This window comes from Phycisphaeraceae bacterium, from assembly GCA_020639155.1.
GTDB lineage: Bacteria > Planctomycetota > Phycisphaerae > Phycisphaerales > UBA1924 > JACKHF01.
Genome location: JACKHF010000001.1, coordinates 1,285,324 through 1,307,164, shown reverse-complemented (window position 1 = coordinate 1,307,164; position 21,841 = coordinate 1,285,324). Strand labels below are relative to the sequence as shown.

Genomic DNA, 21,841 nt, shown 5'->3' with positions numbered 1-21,841 from the left:
TCGCATGATTCCCAAACGAAAAGCCCGCGCAACTGCTGCACGGGCTTCAAAGTAATCGTCCGGAAAAACGGATGTCGTCTTAACGGTTTGCTTCGGGCTTTGCTGTGGTCGTTGTTTCGGAAGCAGATGTACTCTCTGACGTGGCTTTAACGGGGGTCTCAGATGTTCCGTTTTCAGAGCGTTCCGGAGCTGGCTGATTCCCGTCACGATTGCCCTGACGATCTCCGCCCCGCTCGCCATTGCGGTTCTGTCTGGGCATATTCCCGCGGTTTCCGTTCATTCCGCCATTCATATTGGGTGCCGTGCGACCGCCGGAACCCATGATCCCGCCACCCTCACTTGTTTCCATCATGGCTGGCATCATGCGCATGGACTCATCAATCGGGTTACCTTGGTCGTCGACGCTCAGCCCAACGAGCTGCAGTTGCGCTGCATCCCATGCCGCTTCCTCCACCTCACCGGTGTCTGGCTTGCGGACGAGCACTCTCGCCCCATTCTCTATGCCAGCAAGGATCTCGGCATAGGTGTTTGAACGTTTCCCGACCTTGACCGGAATCCGCTTTATCTCCTCGCCGTCCAGTGCGTACACATAGCGCACTGGCCCATCCGTAAAAACGGCAGGAACGGGCACCGTCAGCGCATCTGAAACCTGACCAAGCTGGATGTCCGCGTCGCAGCGCATGGAAGGCTTCAAAGCGCCAACGTTTCCGCTGGTGATCGTCACAAAGACTGTATACTCACGGCGATTTGGGTCACGCCATCCGCCACCCTCCGCCAGCACGCCGATCGAGTCCACCACACCGGTAAACACTTGCTTGCCGAGCGCATTGACCGTGATCGTGGCGTGCTGGCCTCGCTGCACTTTCCCCGAAAGCGCTTCGTTCACCTTCACGCGAGCACGCATCTCACCGGTATCCGGAATGATCATGATCAGTTCGTTGTATCGAACCTCTGTACCGACTTGGAGTGGCGTGTCGTTGTTGCCGCCACGACCGTTGTTCTCACCGAGACTTGTCGCGTACACAACGAGACCGTCGTTCGGCGCACGCACCTCGCACATCTCAAGCTGTGAGCGAAGCTTGGCAAGACGCTCATCGCGGATACGAAGCTGATCGATCCTGTTGTCGAGCGTTGCCTGCCTCGATTCGAGTGTGTTCTCATCCGAACGTTTCTGGCGTTCGCGCTCTGCCTTCGCTTCTGTCAGGTCTGACTCGGCCTGAGCCTTGCTCGTTGCACGGCGATATTCGTTGTAGATCTGGCGATCCAGTTCAGCCGTTTTGATCTTGGCCTTGGCTTCCTCCAGTTCGATCTCGTCGAGCTGAAGCCGATCAACGCTGTAATATCCCTTCTCGGTCAGCACCCGGCTCTCATCCACCTTCTCGATCAGTCGGTTCAGATTGCGCTCTGCGCTGGCATAGGCCTGATCCAGTCGGATGATCTCCTTCTTGTCTTCTTCCTCCCATTGAGCAAGAGCGAGTTCAGCAAGGTCCACCTTCAGGTTCGCTTTGCGAAGATTCGACTCGTTCTGATCGACCTGATTCTTCAGATCGTTCTCAGCATTCACCTTCGCTGCGACCGCGTTGGCCACCTCAAGTTCCTGCGACGCGATCTCCTGCTCGATCGTTTCGGTGTTCAGGCGCAGCAGTACATCGCCGGGCTTGACCAGCGTTCCCTCGTCAATGATGTATGAGATGGTTGACCTCGCTTCAACGCGAGAACGAATCTCAACACGATTCCGGGTCTCGATGGTGCCCGACGCGACAGTGTTGATATCGAACGATCTGTTGGACGCAGTCGCAAGATCTCGCCGTGCTGCAACATCAATGGAATCACCGCCGGACCGCATCGCAAAGTACCCAGCAGCCGCGAGTAAACCAACGACGATGAGCGTAACGACCAACGCCATCGCGCCCCCACGCCGGGCAGATGTGCGATCCAGATATGTGTGAAGTTTCTGTGCTGCCATATGTGCCATATCCCGAACTTGATCCAGTGTGCTGCGCCACAACAAGTCTGGCGAGGCAGAGATTATCGTCGTGTGAAGCTCAAACTGTTCCGGTTTCGATGAGGAGGCTCCTGTAGATGTTCGGAACCCATCCACAGTACCATTGTTTCTTCAGCAACGCCTGACCTGCCCCACATCGGCACCGAACAGCCGATCTTCCACTCTCACCAACCACACAAACGCGGTTGTGCTTCCATTGATTGCCTCAGAACCTGATCTTTGTCGAGAACTCCCCCATTTCAACAGAAATCCCAATCACAAGCCGAAGATCCGGACGTCCTGATATCCTCTCCTCATGCAGCACCAAGATACCCAGCCTGACGCAATCGTCTCCTCTCAACTGCCTTCTAGGCATGGGCTCGTGGTCGTTGCTGCTCCAAAGGAGTGGGAGGCAGTCGCTCCAGTCCTCGGATTCAACCCCGATTCGCCGAAGATCGGCGAAGTCTCGCGGAGCACCAGCGGCAGTCATCAGTGGGATCTCATGCGGTGCGGTGTTGGAAAGACGCAGGCTGGATTGCTTACCTTTCGGGCCCTCAACGAGTATGGACACGCCCGGGTCATCAGTCTCGGTATCGCAGGTGCCCTGTCTGGACCAGACGGGGCTCCCAGCCTTGACATCGGGACCGTTGTTGTTTCATCACAATGCCTTTTCGCGGACGAAGGAGTGCAAGCTCCGGATCGTTTCATACCCATGTCTGAACTTGGGTTCGGCATCGAGGACCCCCACAACAAACAAAGCCCGCCCCACACCATCGAGGCTGCACCGCACGATCCAAATGCCAGCAAGGCACTTCTCGACCAACTTGTCGAGCGATCAGCCCAGCCCGACAGCATGATCTCCTGTGCAGTGTCAGCTCCCGTCGCAACCGTGTCGATCTGTGCTGGGACCGACGAACTCGCGTCCACCCGGGCTCAATACTCGGGCGCAGCGTGCGAAGCAATGGAGGGGGCCGCGGTTGTCCTGGCCGCTCACTGGCTCCGCGTTTCAGCTGTTGAGGTGCGTGTCATTTCCAACACAACCGGAGATCGAAACCATCAGCGATGGGATCTGAATCTGGCCATGGATGTGCTCGCCGAGGTCGCAAGCGTGGTCGCGTCATTGCCGCAGTAGCAGGTTCGATGTTTCCCGACACGCTGTTCATGGCACGATCTTCGCGCCCGCGGGCATGTCTGGGGAATATCGTTTTGCGCTGCACGCCGCAGCGCAAACACACGGTCAACCACACAGGATGCTCGACATGGCGAAAAAAACCACCACAAAGAAACCGACTGCGAAGAAGACAACTGCAAAGAAAGTTGCTGCGAAAAAGACAGTAGCGAAGAAGGCGACTGCAAAGAAATCAGCGACGAAGAAGACAACAACGAAAAAGAAGGCATCTCGCAAAGCTGTCGCAAAGCCGAAACCGGTCAAAACCGGCAAGGGAGCAACACCAGCCGAGATCGGCGCAGATGTTGTCGAGATGATCAAGGCACAAGCTGGCGACGATGCCATCTGGAAGAAGCACTTCCATCGCAATGTCGTTTCGACCGAGGGCGCAGGAGTTGCGATGTCGTGGACAGGCATGAGAGCGCTTCGCGAGAAATCCCAGGCATGGATGGACGATCACATCGTCCACTCACTGGAAGTTGACGGTCCGTATGTTGGCGCCACCGGGTTCGGCATCCGCTACACAATTGATACAACCACAAAGTCAACGGGTCAGCGCATGACCATGACCGAGGTTGGTGTGTACAACGTAAAGAACGGCAAGGTTGTTGCCGAAGAGTTCATGTATCGGTTCTGATATACCGACTCGATTCCAAGACAAAGAGACCGGCTTAAATCATGGATTTTTGCCGGTTTTTTCATGCAATCCGTAGCAAACACTAAGCACGTTCTTTTCATCGGCGTCACATCGTCCGTGCGCATCCATCGCAATTGACCGATGTCTGGCTGTTTCTTCAACATCACCAGCAAGATGATTCGCGCACATCGCTGCACCGTGCACACACGCGGTATCAAAGCTGCTCATAGTATCAGCAATCTGCCCTGATGCACTGAGCATTCGATGGGCATAATGCATCGCACACTCGCTCAACTCAGCCTTGATATATGCAGTCACAACGAGCACCAACCCTCGAACAGCATGCGTCGGTGTGCCAATGTGCTGCCAATGAAAAGCCGAAGCATGCGCTAGCGCAATCATGCGATCGGTCTCTTCGCCGGTACGATCATCCTGCTCGATCAGATCCCACGCAGCGTTGTTGCACTCAACACCAAAGTACCGATGGGCAACAGGAAGATCAAACGATGCCTGCTTCGTCGTGTTCATGCTGTATCATTCGCACAAAAAGCTCGCGATATGCGAGCAATCAGTTTCATCTGGTTATGCGCAGCGTATCAATACCGAGCCTGGATCTGCCCTTTGAAGACAACTTCGCCCGCGTCCACACTGGGAAGCACGCCCGTGAGGGTTGACCCTGGTGTTCCACTACCCACGGGATCCTGGAAAAGCCATTGCACATCAAACGAGAGCTTGAGTGCCTGCGGATCATCCGGAATCAGATACTCGTTGATGCCAAACGTCAGAATTGTTGTCGGATCGTGATTTGGACGTGCGTCATCCGGGAAGATTGAATCGAATCGACCGAAGATCTCGGTTGACTGTGAAAGGTACATACCCGCCTGGAACTCGGCAGTAAACTCCACAAGATCGGAAGCGTTTGTCTGATCGATCGTTGCAACAGCAACTTGACCGAACAAGTTCCAGCCTGATCCCTGATACATAGCATCAAAGATAAAGTACAGCGCATCGATATCCTGCGAGCCCACTGTAGAGCCGCCCGTCTGGAACCCAAAGGCTGCACCGACACGCCCCGCTTCTTCGGCATCCATCGGACTTGTAAACTGATCGAACTGGTCCCACGCACCCGCCCATTTATACTCGCCACGGGCAACGAGCGCAACGTCCGCTTCATCCGCGGAATCGATATCGGTATTGCCGGAACCGACACCGTCGTGCAGCATCAGCCACCCGCGTGTTGCGTCCTGTTCAGCATAAACCCAAACACCCTGCACCTCAATGGGCGAGAGAAAGAGATGTGCGCTCGATACCTCGATCGCCTGTTGATTCCAAGGTTCCACAATGTCCTGCTGGAGGAGTGGAGATCTTCTCTGACCAGCACCAAACTGGACTCGTTCATTGTACTGATATGTCAGGTATGCGTCGTTTAATCCGAACTCGCCCGGATCAAAGTGGTCGAATCCGCCCTGCACATACACGCGGAACTCCTCACCGAGATCTCCGCCAAACCACACAAGCGTGCGAGAGTTCTGGAAGCCGGTTGTCAGCTCATCGTTGATAAACTGGTCGCCGCGATAGATGGAGAGATAGCGGAACTGCATGACGCCACCGAACTCGACGCCTGACAGCGTGTTGTTCCTCTCAGCAATCTCACGGAGCGCTGCATCGCCAAACAGTTCGTCATACGAGCTGACCGGCACGCTTGAGGTCCCTGTTTGCGCGAAGGCAATCGCGGGAACTGTGAATGCAACGCCTGCTGCGAGCACCCGACTCGCGACACATGCCCCTGCACGACGAGGTTGCTGTGTATGCATCGGACATGCCCTCCGTCACCCAGCCTCAAATGATACCTGAGGTCTACCCCTGGCGGTCTTTACCTACAAGACCGGGCGGACCAGCAACGGCCCGCCCGGCGATCGTTTTCATCTCATTCAGCAAATGCCGAATGTGTGATCAGCCGAACGAAGGGCTGATTAGAACTTGCCCTGCACCTGTGCACGTGCTGCAAAGTCGCCGCTCTCGGAAGAAGCGAACAGACCTGTTGTTGTGCTGGTGGTGACAATGTCACAGTTGGCTGCGTCCTCGAAGGGGATCATCACGTCAACTGTGAACTTGGCTGAGTGCGGATCAGCCGGGTTGAAGTAATGGTTCATACCGAATGTGAGCGCGAGGAACATATCGTCGCCCGAGCGATCGCCATCGGGAATGAGACCTTCGATGCGGAGAATACCTTCGTTGTTCTCGTCGAACATATAGCCGCCCTGTGCAAGGAAGCCGATGTCGAGCGTGCTGTCGCCGCCATCCGGATCCATCTGCATGAGGTCGATTTCAGCAAAGCCGTTCCAGCCATCGCCTTCGACCTGCACATAACCGGATGCCCAGAACATGGTTGCATCTGTTGTGCCGACCGTGCTGCCGCCGGACTGGAAGTGCACTGCACCACCAACCAAACCGTGGTAGTCCTGACCGTTGGCTGCGCCCTGACCTGATGTGAAGTCATCAAAGATCTTAAAATCAGAACCTGTCCATGAGTAATCGACATTACCTGTGATGGCGATATCGCCCTCGCTGCCGGAAGTGATATCCGTGTTCGAGGTACCGAAGCCGTCTGTCACAGCGATCGCACCGCGCATGTTGCTGTCCGGGTTCTCGAACATGTATGCAAGACCCTGTGAACGACCGGGGCTGAATGTGCCACGGACAATCGAGGTATCTGCAAACAGACCCTTGGATGAGGAAATGCTGTTCTCGCGTGATGCACCAGTCTTGAACTGACCAACACGGAGGTTTGCGCCTTCGCCCATATCAATGTCGAGGAATGCATCGAGCAGGCCTGCCGAACCGGATGAACGAGAGAACTCGAACTGAACGTAGTACGAGAACTGGTCGTCGATATCACCCTTGAATCCAGCGCGTGTGCGGCGTGTCTGGAAACCAGTCACAACGTCATCGTCGCCGGACTCGAGTGCTGCAACCATGAAACGGAACTGGATCATACCGAACGCAGTCAGCGTGCTCTGCGAGTTGCCGAGCAGGCTGGACTGGTTGGCTGCATTGCTGAGCACCTCGTTACCAATCATGGTATTTGTCGAGGTCTGGGCAACGGCGGAACCAGCCAGTGCCCCGCAGATGCCAGCCGTCAAGGCCAAAGTCTTTGTCTTCGTCATTGTAATTAAACTCCTTCGCTGCGTACTTGTGTCGTAAGACACGGAACATGCCGGCGTACTTGATATGAGCCGGACTTTTCCCGCATGACGCGCGGGGCACTGAAACCTTCACGTGCAATGCACACGCTGCACTGCACACAACTCTTTGTTTTTCAGCAATCACTGAACGTGATTGCACCTGGAAACTTCCCAAGCCATGTGCGAACTGCGTGGTTCCACACAATTGGAGGCCAAGACGTTATACCTCCCCAGCCAAAAAGGCTAGCAAGTGCAAACTCCTGCGGAGCGAGATAACGGCAACAGTCTTGTTGAAAAGCATAACTTTTCTGGTATACCGAACAAAATCCTACATTAATTACGGCCACTTTCGAGCAAGTTGGCATCAATAAGTGACAAAAAACCATACTTCATGTTCAGAATCAGTAAATAACGCCATCTGCAGTGGTGACTCTTCACGTTTCGTTCTTCCATGTCTTTTAGTATTGCCTCCCGACCAGAAATCCCCTCTCACACACGATTTGTGAGGGAGTCACATATGAGCAATGCCACAACGTCCCATACTGACCCGTTCCACCAAGCGAATCGCATGAGCGACGTGTTTGAAAGCGCCAGTTTGCTCGCTGCCCAGCAACGTGCCGAGCGAGCAACTCCCAGCAAGGGTGCTCCACATCACCAGACGCATGCCCAGGAACTTACAACAAGCCCCATGGGTATCGCACAACCAGCGACAGCAGTCTCCACAGTTGCGAACTCGCCAGGCATGGCCCGCCACATCCTTGTTGTTGAGGATGAGCGTGATCTTGCGGACATGTTGAAGATCCATCTCGAAAACGCGGGCTACACAACAGACGTTGTTCACGACGGACGTGATGCGTTAACCATGATCCAGACACAATGCCCGGACCTTGTGCTGCTGGATCTCATGCTCCCCGGCATGCATGGCACTGAGGTTGCACGTCGTGTGCGCACCGATCACACACTTGCGCGCGTCCCCATCGTCATGCTCACAGCAAAGAGCCAGGAAAAGGACGAACTGGTTGGTCTTGATCTCGGAGCGGATGATTACATCACAAAGCCATTTTCCATGAAGGTGCTGCTGGCTCGAATCGACGCAGTACTCAGACGGGCCGAAGCAGCCGCCGGAGCGCAGGTGAATCGGATGGGCCTGTCTCTCGGTCCGGTCGACATCGACCCGGAAGCTTGCGAAGCAACCTATGGCGGCGAACCGATCGAACTCACGAGGACAGAGTTCCGCATCCTGCTTGTGCTGGTTCAGGCACAAGGCAGGGTCATGTCACGCGAGGCGATCATGCGCCGCGCTATCGGCCCCGGGATTAACATCACCGAGCGCACGGTCGACGTACATATGACAGCTATCAGACGCAAGTTGAAGGACGCTGGTGAACTTATCAAAACAGTTCGCGGCGTTGGTTATAAGGCTGTCTCGCCCTGACCGCTGTGAGTCGTAACCAGCTTTCACACAAACACTTTCGTTCATGCCCTTGTTCTGCCGATGCACCCTGTGTCGGGGTGGGCGTATCCTCTTTGAATCACATCAGCACACCATTCCACCCAGCGGACATATCGTGTTTCGATCCAGCAGCGCATTTGAACAGCACCATAAAGCAGTCATCACAAGCATCTGCTTGATTGCACTGCTCGCTGTCATACTCAGCGTGGTTGGCACGGCTGTGTGGCTTGTGCTCATTTTTCTGAGCTGCACAACATTCGTGAGCATTCGGCTCCTGAAGAAATCACTCATCCGTTCCGAAGATGCCTTGCTACACAACATCACACCTGCGGTTGAGCAGACATTTCACGAGCTTGGTACTGAGGGCGCCATCGATCGATCTACAAATGTTGATGGTCTCAGCAAAGTCATTCGATCGATCCCGCCGCAGGTCGAGCGCATTGTTGGTTCGTATCATCAGGATCATGCCAGCGTCACGCGCTTGAACATCATGTTCGAAGCAATCAACGAGCCCATCGTCGCGATCGACAGTTCCGGCATCGTGACAAATGCGAATGAAGCCGCACTCGCATTTCTTGCATTCAAATCAAACCGACCAGTGCGTTCGATTGTCGGCATGCCGATCGAGAACGTGCTGACCAAGGCGGATCTGCTCGACGTTGTTGCTCGCGCTTCAACGGGCACGTCGTCCGAGCGACAGATCGCGTTTGCAAGGGACAACATCACTCGTCTGGTTCATGTGCGAGCTGTGCCGCTTGATGCAAACGGACACGATGCATCGCAGCGACCATCCCGCTCCGGCGTGCTGCTAACCATGCGTGACGTCACATCGCTCGCATCAGCAAATCAGGTCAAAACTGACTTTGTTGCAAACGCATCACACGAGTTGCGGACACCCATCGCCACCATCCAGTCGGCGGCGGAAACACTCGGATCGATCGAGAACCTTCCGCCTGAAACACGCGCCCGCATGGTCAATGTCATCCAGGCGCACGCGGGCAGGCTTGAGGAAATCGTGCGCGATCTGCTCGATCTATCCAAGCTCGAATCACCCCAGCTTCGTGTCGCGCTGGGTCCGTTCGATCTTGATGAGATGCGTCACCGGCTGCACACGCTGCTCGAACCAAGGCTTCTGGCGCGACATATCACACTTGAATACGAGTTTGCTCCTGAGTTTGAGTCGCTGCACACCGACCCGATGCTGCTGATGCTGGTCATGAAGAACCTTGTTGAGAACGCGGTCAAGTTTGCTCACAAAGAGACGGCTGTCCGTGTTGTCGGCCATGTCGGCAGCAAGAGCGACATTACGCATGATCGCGTAACCGAATCCATGGACAACATCGCTCCTGCGCCAATCCCATACCCCAATGGTCGAACAGCAATCATCGAAGTCATTGATAGCGGTATTGGCATCCCCATTGATCAACAGCAGCGAATCTTCGAGCGGTTTTATCAGGTTGACAGCGCCCGTACCGGCGCAACTGGCGACCGAGGTTCGGGTCTGGGTCTTGCTATAGTCAAGCACGCTGTGCGAACACTGGGTGGTCGTGTCCGTGCAGAATCTGTCTGGAAGCAGGGCACGCGCATGATTGTCGAGCTGCCCTCTGCACTCCCACCCGCGTAATCCAGGCACAAGCAAAGCTGGCACAACGCATCCTGCGTATCTTTATCCTTGTGATCGACGAGAACGCACCACAACCAGACACAACAGCTGATGCACCTATGCATCCGAGCGCGCAGGATGAGATACTCGCTTCGATGCTGAAAAAAGCACGCGCGCTCCCAAACTCGCCCGGCGTGTATCTGCTCAAAGATGCCAACGGTGTCGTGCTCTACGTTGGAAAGGCACTCCGCCTCCCGGACAGGGTCTCATCGTACTTCATTCCCAGTGCCGATCTCGGCCCGCGAAAGGCTGCACTCCCTGGGCTCGTACGAGACATCGACTATCTCGAATGTGAGACAGAGTGGGAGGCCCTGCTCGCCGAGAACAGGCTCATCAAGGACATTCAGCCGAAGTTCAACGCCTCAATGACAGACGGGCGTTCGTACCCCTATCTGGTCATCACACACGGAGAGGACTTCCCGCGCGTCACCGTCACGCGCGATCCCGATGAGATCAACATGAAGGGCGCGCGCGTGTTCGGCCCGTTCGTCGCGGTCGGCGCACTGCGAGAGGCGGTCCAGATGTTGCAGACCATTTTCAAGTACCGCACGTGTACGCTCGACATCGTGGACGGCGATCCGAAGAACAGGTTCTTCCGCCCGTGCCTGCTCTACGCCATCAACCAGTGTACAGCGCCGTGCGCCGACAAGATTACGAAGGAAGCCTACCGCAACGACATCGAAAGGTTTGCACGGTTTCTCACCTCAAAGCGTTCCATCATGCTCCGCGAGTTGCGCACAGAGATGGACGCCGCGTCGAAGAACATGCAATACGAGAAGGCTGCCCAGTTGCGCGATCAGATCCGAGCAATCGAGAAGCTCGATCATCGCGCAAAGAAATCTGATGGCTGGCAACCCGAGATGGAGATCCAGCGCATCGACCCGCGCAAGGCGCTCAAATCCCTCCAGAAGACGCTCAGCCTCATAGACCCAATCCGGTGCATTGAGGGCATAGACATCGCACATCTGCAGGGAGGCGAGACCGTCGGCTCAAAGGTCTGCTTCGTTGACGGCAAGCCGTTCAAAAGTGAGTACCGCAGATACAAGATCAAAACAGTCCCCGGCGGCAACGACGACTACTCCAGTATCCGCGAGGTCGTCATGCGCAGATATCGCGAGGCGGGTTCCGGCAACGAGCTCTATCCGGATGTCATTCTCATCGACGGCGGGCTTGGCCAGCTCCACGCCGCGATGGAGGTCTTCCACGAGCTTGACGTCAGCCCCCCCATGGTCATCTCGCTCGCGAAAAAAGAAGAACTTATCTACACACAAGCAAGGTCTGAGCCCATCCGTCTTGGCCGGGAAAACCTCGGCCTCAGGCTCATTCAGTCTGTCCGCGACGAAGCGCACAGATTCGCCCAGCACTATCACCATACACTGCGCAGAAAAAAGACGCTGGGAGAGTAACTGATCATGCCTCCAAAGCTCACACGAGATGTGCTCCTTGATGAGATACAGCGCGAGTACGACAAACTACTCACGCTCATTGATCGCGTGCCGAAGAAGGACATGGCAACATCAAGCATCAACTCGGCCGGATGGTCGCTGAAGGACGCGCTCGCGCATGTTGCAGACTGGGCCCATCGCTGCGCAGATTGGTGCAAGGCAGGACTTGCAGATGATGCGCCCGAACCACCCAGCGACGGGTTCAAGTGGAACGAAACACGTAAGCTGAATGAAGCAATCTACAACAAACGAAAGAAGCACTCCCTGCCGCGTGTGTTGCGGGATTTCCACGCGGGGCATGAGGCACTCGTCGAGCTTGCGCAGACAATGGACGAGCGCGATCTGTGCGATCCGAAACGATTTGCATGGTGCGGCCCGTCGTGGAGTGTCGCAAAGCACATCCGCGCAAACACCGCGTCGCACTACAGATGGGCAAGCAAACATTTCAGAACATGGCTCGCTTCACAGAAGAGTTAAACGCTGACTGCATCCCCCAACGCTTCAATCAAAGGCCCGAGATGCTTCTCGTACCGCTTCCACCCCCCTCTGGAAGTTGTGTAGAGCTTTTGACGCACCTGGTCCTGGCTCGCGGTCAGCACGACTCGCTTGTTCTCATGGAACTTCATGCATGCGTCGTCCCACGCAAGATCAAGATGATCAAGCAGCGCACGCACCTGCCTCTCGGGCTCTTCAAGCAACTGCTCGTACACCACCTCGTGGATCGCGATTGGGAGCACACGCTTCCAGTGGTCCATCACGTGCAGATACTCGCGATAGAACGCGCCAAGATTCGCAAGGTCGTACGCGAATGGGCTTCCACTCGTGAAGTTCTGCCGGTAGCACGACCAGCACGTGTCGATCGGATTGCGCACGCAGTGGACGATCCTCGGCTCCTTCCCCGGTGCAAAGATGCGCGAGATCAATCCAAGATGGAAGAAGTTCGACGGCATCTTGTCAGTCACATGCAATGCACTTGACGAAACATGACGAATGGCGTCAAGATATGCTCGCGCAGCTTTGTCGACCGAAACCTGATTCAGCTTTGACGTGTCCGTCATCAACGAGACCAGCTGCGCCGGGGCTGGCGAGAGCGCATGCACAGCGCGCTGCATGGCAACGAGCTCGCCACCACCAACAACATCGGGATGACTCGCAAGAACTTGTTCTACGAGACTCGTCGCCGATCGCGGCATACCCACAATGAACACACAGCGCGACCCGTCCAGCCTGCCTCGCGGCATCGATTGCATTGCCTCGGCAGACCATGACGCGATCAACTGCCCGATCCGCTGCGCATGATGCGCTGCATCAAACGGCATATCACGCACCGTGTTCGCCTGCACGTACAGATAAAATGCCTCGTCAATCTCCCCCTGTTTGTCCTTCAGATCACCTAATGCATACAGCATCGCGGCTCGATGGATCGGCGAAAGCGAGTCCTGCGACGCCACTGCCTCGACACGCGCTACCGCAGCATCAACATCGCCCGATCTCAGCGCAAGCTTTGCCCCAACCATCGCAAGCGGCGCAGAAACCATCCCGCGTTCATCGCAGGATGAAATCAGCATCCTGCACTCGTCAAGCTGACCCAGCGCAAACAAGCAGTCGGCACGCACTCCAGCAACATACGGGTTCGTGGGCGCAAGCTCTGCTGCTCTGGTAATCGAACGCAGCGCCTCATCCCATCGACCGAGCCTCTGATACGTGATGCATAGATCGTTGTGGATACCCGGATTGCTCGTCTGGATCTTTGCAAGTTTCTCAAGCACCCGGCGTGCATCATCGTAATAGTCGAGCCCACGCAACGATGTCGCATAGCACATCTGGACGTTCGGGTTGCTCGGGTACAACTTTGCCAGCTTGCGGGCAATCGATAGCGCGGACGCATAGTCTCCGGCGCCACAGAACGCTGCTGCCTGTCTGAGCTGCTGCTGATGGGCCAGGTTCACATTCATGAGAGAATCAGCGTAGCCGATCGAACCGCCTGTTGCACGATGATACTGCAATCCACATCGTTACATCTGCGCAGCATCTCCGAGCGCAGCGATCAGCGGTCCAAGGTGCGTGCTGTACCGCTTCCATCGTTCGCGCGATGAACGAAACAGTTTCTGTCGCACCTGGTCCTGGCTCGCCGTGAGGACGACCCGCGGATTCTCATGGAACTTCATACACGCGTCGTCCCAGTCAAGCCCTGCAAAGTCGATAATGCGCCGGATCCCCGCTTCGGGATCGTCCAGAAGATCCTCGTACACCACGTCGGTCATCGGGATCGACAGCGTCGACTTCCAGTGCTCCATCACACGCACGTAGTCACGGCAGAACTCGCCAAGATGCGACAGATCAAACGCAAATGGCACTGCGCCGGAAAAGCTCTGCGTGTAACACGACCAGCACGTATCAACCGGGTTACGAATGCAGTGGATCACGCGTGGTTCTTTCCCTTTCGCAAACATGCGCGAGACAAGCCCAAGATGGAAAAAGTTTGCTGGCGTTTTATCTGTCACCCGTGCAGCGGACGACGAGACCTTCTGGATCGCACTGAGGTACTCGCGTGCGGCTTTATCAAATGTAAACTGTGACAATGTCGACGTATCGGTGATGATTGGCACGCGTTCATTGAGCGGATCAAGCGAGTGAGCGATGTCCTGCAAAGCTCGGAGCTCGCCACCACCCGCAACCTTGGGATGGCTCGCGAGGATCTGTTCCACAAGACTGGTCGCCGATCGGGGCATGCCCACAATAAACACACATCTCGAACCGTCCAGCCTCCCTCTCGGCATCGATTCCATTGCTGAAGATGACCACGCCGAGATCATCGCGTCGACACGCTGCCGATGATGTGCAGGATCGAACGGCTCATCACGGAGCGTGTTTGCCTTCACATATGTCTCAAACGCCCTGTCGATGTCATCCGCTCTGTCAAGCAGATGCGCGAGCATGAACGTCAGCGTTGCACGATGGGCTGGCAGCAGCGTGTCCCGCTCAAGCAGGCGCTCAAGACGATTGATTGCCTCATCCACCTTTCCGGTCCGCAGCGCGTGGCGACCGCAGATCATGCCGAGCGATTGTGACTCCAGACCCCTCTCAAAGCACGAATCAAGAAGTTCGCCGCACGCGTCATACTCTCCCATCGAGAACAGACACTCGGCATGAACCCCAGCGATCATTGCGTTGTCAGGCTCCAGCTCGGCTGCTCGGCTGACTGCGCGCAGCGCATCGTCCCATCGACCAAGACGCTGATACGTCAACGACAGATCGTTGCATGCGTGCGCGTTATCAGGATGAAGCCGTGTAAGTTTTTCGAGGGTTTTTCTCGATTCGTCGAAGATCCCAGCACCGCGCAGTGCAATCCCGTGCAGATGCATGACGCGAGGATCACTCGGCTTGGTACGGATGAGACGGCGGGTGATCTCTACCGCTGCGTGGTACTGCCCGGCACCACAGAGCTGCCGAACCTGCTGGAACTGTTGCTGGAATCCGAGTTTTATTGTCATCAAAATGCCACCATCGCACCAACCTGTCGACACCATGTGCCGTCGTGTTGAGACACTGCCATATCGGTCTTGCCATCGACCGCATAACCTTGCGTCGTGCCACCAGAGTCATCTATAACCCCACTCGCTCGAACGTACGTCAGACTCATTCGCACACATCTTCGTGCGGTTGCCGATCCGAACAAATCTGGGCCCATGCAGGTGTACATGAAAACCGACATGCCGTTCTATGGCGTGCAGAAGCCGCAGCGGTCTGCCATTCTGAAAGAAATCAGAAAAGCACATCCAATCACCTCTCGTGATGACTATCGCAGCGTCGTCATAGCGTTATGGAACCTTCCGCATCGAGAGGAAAAGTACCTCGCAATATCAACAGCCCAGGCATTCCCGAAGCTGATCGAGCGCGATCACATCCCCATGTACGAGCAGATGATCCGCGAGGGGGCGTGGTGGGACTTTGTGGACGATCTTGCGATTCGACTCGTCGGAAGGGCTGTCCTCGACGCACGGAAGAAGAACCAGACATGGCCCAGCACACTCATGGACACGTGGATCAACGATGACGACATGTGGATCCGCCGCAGCGCGATCATCATGCAGGTGCTGCACAAGGAACACACCGACGAGGAGCGCCTGTTCACCTACTGCATCGATCACATGCACGAGACAGACTTCTTCATCCGCAAAGCTATCGGATGGGCACTGCGGGCGCATTCATACATCAATCCGACTGGTGTGAAGAAGTTTTTGAAGCAGCACAAGTCTGACCTCTCGGGCTTGTCCTATCGCGAGGGCGCAAGGGCACTGGTCCGCAAGGGGAAGATGTGAACACAACCTAACTGGCGTGCATCATCTCTCCCTCGCACCTCTGTCCCTTTGTCTCTCGGTGGTGTGCTCTTTTCCGCTTTTCTCCTTTTCTGTTTTCCCGGTTTTCTTCCCCGTGACAACGCCCTCCACCCCTCGAACAATCAGGCATGAGAGCACTCTACAAGCACCACGCGGGCGAAGGCCTGAAGTTCGACCCCGACCGCCCCATGCCCGAAGTCGGGCCGCGCGATGTCCTCATCCGCGTCAAGAAGGTCGGGATCTGCGGCACGGACCGGCACATCTGGGAATGGGACGACTGGGCCGCCTCGCGCATCCCCGTCGGTGTCGTCACCGGGCACGAGTTCGTCGGACACATCGAGCGCGTTGGGAGTGCCGTTACCAAGTTCTCGCCCGGGCTCCGCGTCAGCGCCGAGGGGCACATGACCAAGGGCATCGACTACAACTCTCGCACCGGCAATGCCCACATTGCGTCGGATGTCCGCATCTTCGGGATCGACACCGACGGGTGCTTCGCCGACTACATCGTCGTGCCCGAGGACAACGTCTGGCCCGTCCACGACGAGATTCCGGATCGGTTCGCAGCGATTCTCGATCCGTTCGGCAACGCGGTCCACACCGTCATGAGCGCTGATGTGAGCGCGAAGACCGTGCTCGTCTCGGGTGTCGGGATCATCGGACTGATGGCTGTCACCGTCGCCAAGGCTGCTGGCGCATCGCGCATCTTCGCGACCGATGTGAACCCGCCGAGACTGGAACTTGCAAAGAAGCTCGGCGCGACCGAAGCCTTTGACGTGCGCGAGGGTGACAGCTGGATCAACGATGTACGCAAGGCATGCCGAGGCGAAGGTGTCGATGTTCTGCTCGAAATGTCGGGCGCGCCGCAGGCGCTCGATCAGGGATTCCGAGCACTTCGCAACGGCGGCGTCGCAGCATTGCTCGGCTTACCCGCAAAGCCCGTTACGTTCGATTTCAACTCGCACATTGTCTTCAAGGGATGCACCGTGCTGGGTATCAACGGGCGCAGGATGTTCGAGACATGGTACCAGATGGAAGAACTTCTGCTCTCGGGTCGCATAGAACTCGACGAGATCGTCACGCACGAGTTCCCACTGGAACAGTTTGAGACCGCGTTCGCAACGATGATCTCGGGCGAGGGAATCAAGGTGCTGATGAACGTGGAGTGAACCTGACGAATAATCGAACAACCACAGAGACACGAAGACACAGAGTTTTCAAAGCCCAGGGATTCCAATCCCTGGGTTTACCATGTGGCCTATTCGCACAACTACAATACACGAGCATTGATTCCAACTGAGAGCATCTTATGAACGGCGCGAAATACTATAAGAAAAAACTTATAGCCGACGGCTTATTAGAGTTTGAGATGACCGCAAAGTCGGTTGCTAAAGCAAAGCTGTTGCGCAAGAAAATAGTGAATCAACAGAAAAGACTGCGACAAGTTAAGCGCCAGATCAATCTAGAAATGACTGAGATTCGAGCAAATTATCGCGCAAAGACAGGTGCAGCAGGAAGTGGCGGCTCGTTTCTTCTTTCACTATTAGGCAGCCGACGCGAAGCTGGAAAATGGCGTGCGGACGCAAAGCGAAGTTTGCAGAAAGAGCGAGACAAAAAGTTAAAACCATATGATCAAGTGAAACTGATGATTGATGATATGCTTGTGCAGCTTGATGGAGCAAAGCTACAAACCGATCAGTATATTGATGAAGAGAGTTGATCGAGTCATGCCATCCCTCCCCGTCCTGCTCAAAGACGTCCGCAACTGCACGATCTGCAGCGACTACCTGCCGCACGGCGTTCGTCCCATCGTCCAGGCGCACGCGAAGTCACGCATCCTCATCGCGGGGCAGGCGCCGGGCAGGAAGGTGCACGAATCAGATGATGGATTGCCCTTTCACGACGCGTCGGGCGATCGGTTGCGGGAATGGATGGGCATCACGCGCGACCAGTTCTATGACCCAATGCTTGTCGCGATCCTGCCGATGGGTTTCTGCTATCCCGGCACGGGCACATCCGGCGATCTCCCGCCAAGACCGGAGTGCGCGCCCGCGTGGCGCAAGCAGTTACTCGCCTCGATGAAGCATGTGCAACTGACACTGGTCATCGGCGCGTACGCGCACAAGTACCATCTGCCAGATGCAAAGGGCTCACTGACCGAGACAGTCCACGCATGGAAAACGTACTGGCCAGACGTCGTGCCAATGCCCCATCCAAGTCCGCGCAACAACATCTGGCTCAAGAAGAATCCATGGTTTGCAAAGGAGCTGGTACCAACACTGCAAATGCACATTGACAAACTGTTATCGAACTAAAAAACGAGCCTTCTGGTCTAATAACCGCAAGAAAAAAGAGCTGCTAAATGAAACATATAAGTAGACTGTTCTTTGCTTTGTAAAAGTGCATCCTGCTCCTGTATATTGCACTCGCCGTGGAAAACTGGTGCAATATTGTCATCCCTTGCAGAGCAAGCGACGGACGTTGCAGCGCAGCTGCCGAACGCCTGCTTTCTCAGTCCGATACTCCATTTCTCAATGTTGTTCTTGTTATCAACGGCAGTGAAGCAGAAGCTGTCCATATTGATGATTCTCTTCATCAGGCATTTACAGAACGCGGCTGGACACTGACAACACTCAGAAGATCGGTGCTTGGCAAGGTCAGCGCGTTGAACGCTGGTGACATGCAGCTTGTGGATGGAAGCATTGTGTACCTGGATGATGATGTTGTTCTTTCAAGCAACGCAGTTAGGCACATCCACAGATCGCTTTCTGCGCGTCAGTCTCCGGCTATTGCGCTTGTCCCTCCGCGCAGACATGACATGAAGAGCTTCATCTGCCGATCCTACTTTCAGTTTCTTGCACAAACGCCCTATTGCAAGCTGTGGCTGCCGGGGAATGGCATGTACGCAGTGAACCCAGCTGGGCGATCTCGATGGATGGAGTTTCCCCCTATCTGTTCCGACGACACATTTGTTCGATTGCGGTTTGACGAAAGCGAACTCATCAGACTTGACAGCTGTTACGCCCTTACCTCGGCGCCCGACAACCCATTGACATTGATGCGGGTGCGCGCCCGTTGGTGCCGAGGCAGCCGAGTTGCACGCGCAAGATCCAAGCGGCAGCGTGGCATTAGGCGGAATCGTTGCAGCGGAATCTTGGGCAGCTGCATTCGTCATCCGCTTATGCTCAGGCACGCTCCTGGATTTGTTCTTGTTGTCGCGGGCAGTTGGATATGGCGGCTTATTGATCGACAAGCGGGCTCCGTTTCCGCGTGGCAACCCCACCATCAGCAATCGCAAGCATGATCGGCACGGTTGTCATCCCCGCGTACAACGAGGCCGATGTGATTGGGCCCTGCTTGTCATGCCTGCTCGCACAGGACATCGCACACTGGCGAGTGGTTGTTGTAGCAAATGGGTGCGAAGACAACACGAGCCACATTGCCGGCACATTCATCGATCGATTCGCTCAAGCCAACGCCGAACTGCATGTCACTGATCTGCCAGACGGGCACAAGCCGAGTGCGCTCAATACGGGTGACACACATGCCGTCGGCCAGATTCGTGTGTACATGGATGCAGATGTTCGCATGCAATATGGCTGCCTCGCCGCGATGACACGATCACTTTCAAACGCCATCCATGCGTGCTTTCCTACGGTTGTGTACGAACCGAATCGATCCATTATTGCAATGCTACACTGGCGAACATGGAGAACGTTGACAAACTCGACAACGGATTCTGTTGTTGGAAACTGCATTGCACTCTCAATCGAGGGTAGATCGCGATGGAGCACATTCCCCGATCTCATCAGCGATGATGGATTTATGATCTCCCGATTCGCAAAGCAGGAACGCACTGTTGCGCCCGATGCGGTCGCACACACTCGCCTCCCCTCCACATTTCGTGAGATTGTTGGTGTACGTGCTCGATGGCGCGCTGGACATCGACAACTTGCTGATCGAGTTGGCAAACTGAATGTTGAACGAGCCCAGCTTGCACGCATTGGCACAAATCCGGTAGCGATGCTCGGACTTCCGGTTTTCGCCGTTGCAACATATCTTGCTCGTCGAGAAGCAAGCTTCATACTTTCAAAGCCTGCACCTGCGTGGTATCAAGCAAGATCAAGCCGTAAATCTGCGTCCAATCGGGCAGGTTCCAGCAAGTATCAACTTTAGCGGACAAGATTGAAACAAAGAAAACGGGACCGTGCATCGCTGCACGATCCCGCATCATAGAAGCGGTTTATTCACGCGACTCAGTTGCAGCCAAGTCCGTATGCTGTGCCGAAGCAGATGTAGTCAAAGATGTTCAGCACGCTGTTGCCGTCGCAGTCAGCATATGGATCGTTCGCAGCGTATAGCCCGCCGAAACAGATGTAGTCGAAGATATCGAGCGTGTTGTTCTGGCTGCAATCGGCATATGTTGTTGCAGTCGTGGAGTAGGTCTGCGTCGGCGCGGTCTTTGGATCGGTGTACGTTTGTCCACTGGTGGTTTCTGCGCTGAAGAAGAAGTCGCGGACTGTGCCGCAGGACGATGTTGGAAGCGTCACGCTATACGTGTTCGAGCTGGTTTGTGTCATTGCAACTGTGACAACACCCGAACCATCGTCGTAATGGAACTCACCCGTGCCTGGCTGCGGGATGTTGCTGCCATTTGCCTGCACGACGACCTCAATGGTGTCACCACCATGGATCTCAAAGTTTCCAGGCAGACCTGATGGATAGACAAATGTCAGGCCAGCAGGGATGCAAATACCCTTCGGATTGTTCAGAAAGTTCTGCATACCAGCATGCGCAAGCTGTGTGCCGTTGTTGCCAGCGGTTGATGAGCAGCCAGCGTGTGTGTGGATGCCGATTGCCATTCCGGTCACGTCGTTGATGACCGGCGAGCCGGAGTTGCCACCGGTTGTGTCGACCTGATACGAAACCGGATTCGGACTGCCCTGTACAGATGCCACCCGCGGACCTGTGTGGGTCTTCTGCACCTGATTCCATGTTGGGCTGACAGGCGATGATGTTGTGCCGTAGCCAGTGATACGTATGGTGGTTCCGTTCGGAGGCAGTGCGGTTGTGATTGAATACGCATCGCCTTGGCGCTCGAAGGGTGTCATGCCCGAGCTCTGGTTGAACCCAACATAAGCATAATCGTTCCCGATACCCTGGCCGCCGTTCGATTGGATCGATGCCGAGTTCACTGGATACTGATGGATTGATGGCGGATTGATTGTGCCACCACCTGAGCTTGAGAGAGGTACGTTAAACTGCGCAACTGCGTTGGTTGTGCCGTTGGAAATGCAGTGGCCAGCGGTAAGGAAGCAGTGCTCCGCATCATTGATCAGCCACACCGTGCAACCAATCGGCATCAAACGCGCGTTGCGAGGATCGGTCGAAAGCTGGCGATCATCTGCGCCGCAGAGCGACTCGGGTGATGCCGCAACCGGGAGACCAGCATCCGCACTGTCGATGATAAGACGATTCAGCCCGGTGTCGGGGGCGGCAAGAAGCTCGACGATAACGGTGTCACCATTGAGGTATGCTGTTGAGTTGTGCCAGTCCTCAAGCTCACGCGCGTTCAGTGTCTGCACGTCGCCATCGAACATGGATGTGATACGGATATACGACGCTCGGTTCACATCGTACTTGTTGCCGGAAAGCACAACATCGCCAAAGTACAGACGCATCCACGACGCGCCAGGCTTACTGACAACTGTCGAGTAGACCACGTTGAATCCCGGTTCGCCGTTGTTCGCAAGGAAGCCGGAATCTGATCCGATCTGCACGGGCTCAGAAAGCACGGGGGCAGCCTGAGCCGATGCCGACTGGGTCAATCCGAATCCAGCGATCGCGCCCGCAGCAACGCACAGCGCAGCAATGTGTGATGAACCAACTCTCTTGTTCCGCATTCCGGTCTCCTTGTTGATGCGTAATAAATCCCTTGTGGTGTTCTGCAACAGGACATTGATACCGCG

Annotated in this window: 19 protein-coding genes; 12 read left to right on the top strand and 7 right to left on the bottom strand. The window is 55.6% G+C overall.

Going from position 1 to position 21,841, the window contains the following annotated elements; all coding sequences use genetic code 11:
* Window positions 1-79: 79 nt before the first annotated feature.
* Window positions 80-1,966 carry an HlyD family efflux transporter periplasmic adaptor subunit gene (locus tag H6815_05570; protein MCB9859907.1) on the bottom strand — a complete coding sequence of 629 codons (1,887 nt, stop codon included), beginning with the start codon at window positions 1,964-1,966 and terminating at the stop codon, window positions 80-82.
* A gap of 334 nt (window positions 1,967-2,300) precedes the next feature.
* Between H6815_05570 and mqnB the strand changes: the two genes are divergently transcribed.
* Complete coding sequence (gene mqnB / locus H6815_05565; protein ID MCB9859906.1) at window positions 2,301-3,116, top strand: futalosine hydrolase; 816 nt, start codon at window positions 2,301-2,303, stop codon at window positions 3,114-3,116.
* A 127-nt stretch (window positions 3,117-3,243) separates the two neighbouring features.
* Entirely contained in the window at window positions 3,244-3,789 is a 546-nt protein-coding gene (locus tag H6815_05560; protein MCB9859905.1) for a histone H1-like repetitive region-containing protein, read from the top strand.
* Window positions 3,790-3,828: 39 nt separating this feature from the next.
* Here H6815_05560 and H6815_05555 read toward each other — a convergent pair whose 3' ends face one another.
* From H6815_05555 to H6815_05545, 3 genes are all read right to left on the bottom strand, one after another.
* Window positions 3,829-4,317, bottom strand: a complete 489-nt coding sequence (locus H6815_05555) for a hypothetical protein (GenBank protein MCB9859904.1) — start codon at window positions 4,315-4,317, stop codon at window positions 3,829-3,831.
* Window positions 4,318-4,385: 68 nt separating this feature from the next.
* On the bottom strand, window positions 4,386-5,603 hold the full coding sequence (locus H6815_05550) for a hypothetical protein (protein ID MCB9859903.1): 1,218 nt from the start codon (window positions 5,601-5,603) through the stop codon (window positions 4,386-4,388).
* A gap of 159 nt (window positions 5,604-5,762) precedes the next feature.
* Window positions 5,763-6,956, bottom strand: coding sequence for a hypothetical protein (locus H6815_05545; GenBank protein ID MCB9859902.1), 1,194 nt, complete (start codon window positions 6,954-6,956; stop codon window positions 5,763-5,765).
* Between the two features lie 760 nt (window positions 6,957-7,716).
* Here H6815_05545 and H6815_05540 point away from each other — a divergent pair.
* From H6815_05540 to H6815_05525, 4 genes are all read left to right on the top strand, one after another.
* A complete protein-coding gene (locus H6815_05540; protein MCB9859901.1) occupies window positions 7,717-8,409 on the top strand; it encodes a response regulator transcription factor in 693 nt (230 codons plus the stop codon).
* Between the two features lie 133 nt (window positions 8,410-8,542).
* Window positions 8,543-10,051, top strand: a complete 1,509-nt coding sequence (locus H6815_05535; protein MCB9859900.1) for a hypothetical protein — start codon at window positions 8,543-8,545, stop codon at window positions 10,049-10,051.
* A gap of 98 nt (window positions 10,052-10,149) precedes the next feature.
* Window positions 10,150-11,496: an excinuclease ABC subunit UvrC gene (locus H6815_05530; protein MCB9859899.1), complete on the top strand. Its 1,347-nt coding sequence runs from the start codon at window positions 10,150-10,152 to the stop codon at window positions 11,494-11,496.
* Between the two features lie 6 nt (window positions 11,497-11,502).
* Window positions 11,503-12,012, top strand: coding sequence for a ClbS/DfsB family four-helix bundle protein (locus H6815_05525; GenBank protein ID MCB9859898.1), 510 nt, complete (start codon window positions 11,503-11,505; stop codon window positions 12,010-12,012).
* Here the strand turns inward: H6815_05525 and H6815_05520 are convergent.
* Both H6815_05520 and H6815_05515 read right to left on the bottom strand, forming a co-directional pair.
* A complete protein-coding gene (locus tag H6815_05520; GenBank protein MCB9859897.1) occupies window positions 12,009-13,490 on the bottom strand; it encodes a sulfotransferase in 1,482 nt (493 codons plus the stop codon). The genes H6815_05525 and H6815_05520 overlap by 4 nt on opposite strands.
* Window positions 13,491-13,550: 60 nt before the next feature.
* Window positions 13,551-15,029, bottom strand: a complete 1,479-nt coding sequence (locus H6815_05515) for a sulfotransferase (GenBank protein MCB9859896.1) — start codon at window positions 15,027-15,029, stop codon at window positions 13,551-13,553.
* 96 nt (window positions 15,030-15,125) lie between these two features.
* Here H6815_05515 and H6815_05510 point away from each other — a divergent pair, with 96 nt between their 5' ends.
* From H6815_05510 to H6815_05485, 6 genes are all read left to right on the top strand, one after another.
* A complete protein-coding gene (locus H6815_05510) occupies window positions 15,126-15,857 on the top strand; it encodes a DNA alkylation repair protein (GenBank protein MCB9859895.1) in 732 nt (243 codons plus the stop codon).
* A 146-nt stretch (window positions 15,858-16,003) separates the two neighbouring features.
* The gene (tdh, locus tag H6815_05505; protein MCB9859894.1) at window positions 16,004-17,041 is read left to right on the top strand and encodes an L-threonine 3-dehydrogenase; all 1,038 of its coding nucleotides are present in this window, start codon (window positions 16,004-16,006) and stop codon (window positions 17,039-17,041) included.
* A gap of 140 nt (window positions 17,042-17,181) precedes the next feature.
* Entirely contained in the window at window positions 17,182-17,592 is a 411-nt protein-coding gene (locus H6815_05500; GenBank protein ID MCB9859893.1) for a hypothetical protein, read from the top strand.
* Between the two features lie 7 nt (window positions 17,593-17,599).
* On the top strand, window positions 17,600-18,187 hold the full coding sequence (locus tag H6815_05495) for a uracil-DNA glycosylase family protein (protein MCB9859892.1): 588 nt from the start codon (window positions 17,600-17,602) through the stop codon (window positions 18,185-18,187).
* A gap of 116 nt (window positions 18,188-18,303) precedes the next feature.
* A complete protein-coding gene (locus H6815_05490) occupies window positions 18,304-19,176 on the top strand; it encodes a glycosyltransferase (protein MCB9859891.1) in 873 nt (290 codons plus the stop codon).
* Window positions 19,143-20,048, top strand: a complete 906-nt coding sequence (locus tag H6815_05485) for a glycosyltransferase family 2 protein (GenBank protein ID MCB9859890.1) — start codon at window positions 19,143-19,145, stop codon at window positions 20,046-20,048. The genes H6815_05490 and H6815_05485 overlap by 34 nt, the downstream gene beginning before the upstream one ends.
* An 80-nt stretch (window positions 20,049-20,128) precedes the next feature.
* Here H6815_05485 and H6815_05480 read toward each other — a convergent pair whose 3' ends face one another.
* Complete coding sequence (locus H6815_05480) at window positions 20,129-21,775, bottom strand: trypsin-like serine protease (GenBank protein ID MCB9859889.1); 1,647 nt, start codon at window positions 21,773-21,775, stop codon at window positions 20,129-20,131.
* Window positions 21,776-21,841 lie beyond the last annotated feature (66 nt).

What these genes read in the sequence shown, in the direction of transcription:
- H6815_05480 (MCB9859889.1), bottom strand. Translation starts at nt 21,775, where the DNA reads ATGCGGAACAAGAGAGTTGGTTCATCACACATTGCTGCGCTGTGCGTT.
- mqnB (MCB9859906.1), top strand. Translation starts at nt 2,301, where the DNA reads ATGCAGCACCAAGATACCCAGCCTGACGCAATCGTCTCCTCTCAACTG.
- H6815_05570 (MCB9859907.1), bottom strand. Translation starts at nt 1,966, where the DNA reads ATGGCAGCACAGAAACTTCACACATATCTGGATCGCACATCTGCCCGG.
- H6815_05545 (MCB9859902.1), bottom strand. Translation starts at nt 6,956, where the DNA reads ATGACGAAGACAAAGACTTTGGCCTTGACGGCTGGCATCTGCGGGGCA.
- tdh (MCB9859894.1), top strand. Translation starts at nt 16,004, where the DNA reads ATGAGAGCACTCTACAAGCACCACGCGGGCGAAGGCCTGAAGTTCGAC.
- H6815_05560 (MCB9859905.1), top strand. Translation starts at nt 3,244, where the DNA reads ATGGCGAAAAAAACCACCACAAAGAAACCGACTGCGAAGAAGACAACT.
- H6815_05495 (MCB9859892.1), top strand. Translation starts at nt 17,600, where the DNA reads ATGCCATCCCTCCCCGTCCTGCTCAAAGACGTCCGCAACTGCACGATC.
- H6815_05525 (MCB9859898.1), top strand. Translation starts at nt 11,503, where the DNA reads ATGCCTCCAAAGCTCACACGAGATGTGCTCCTTGATGAGATACAGCGC.
- H6815_05540 (MCB9859901.1), top strand. Translation starts at nt 7,717, where the DNA reads ATGGCCCGCCACATCCTTGTTGTTGAGGATGAGCGTGATCTTGCGGAC.
- H6815_05500 (MCB9859893.1), top strand. Translation starts at nt 17,182, where the DNA reads ATGAACGGCGCGAAATACTATAAGAAAAAACTTATAGCCGACGGCTTA.
- H6815_05520 (MCB9859897.1), bottom strand. Translation starts at nt 13,490, where the DNA reads ATGAATGTGAACCTGGCCCATCAGCAGCAGCTCAGACAGGCAGCAGCG.
- H6815_05555 (MCB9859904.1), bottom strand. Translation starts at nt 4,317, where the DNA reads ATGAACACGACGAAGCAGGCATCGTTTGATCTTCCTGTTGCCCATCGG.
- H6815_05530 (MCB9859899.1), top strand. Translation starts at nt 10,150, where the DNA reads ATGCATCCGAGCGCGCAGGATGAGATACTCGCTTCGATGCTGAAAAAA.
- H6815_05550 (MCB9859903.1), bottom strand. Translation starts at nt 5,603, where the DNA reads ATGCATACACAGCAACCTCGTCGTGCAGGGGCATGTGTCGCGAGTCGG.
- H6815_05515 (MCB9859896.1), bottom strand. Translation starts at nt 15,029, where the DNA reads ATGACAATAAAACTCGGATTCCAGCAACAGTTCCAGCAGGTTCGGCAG.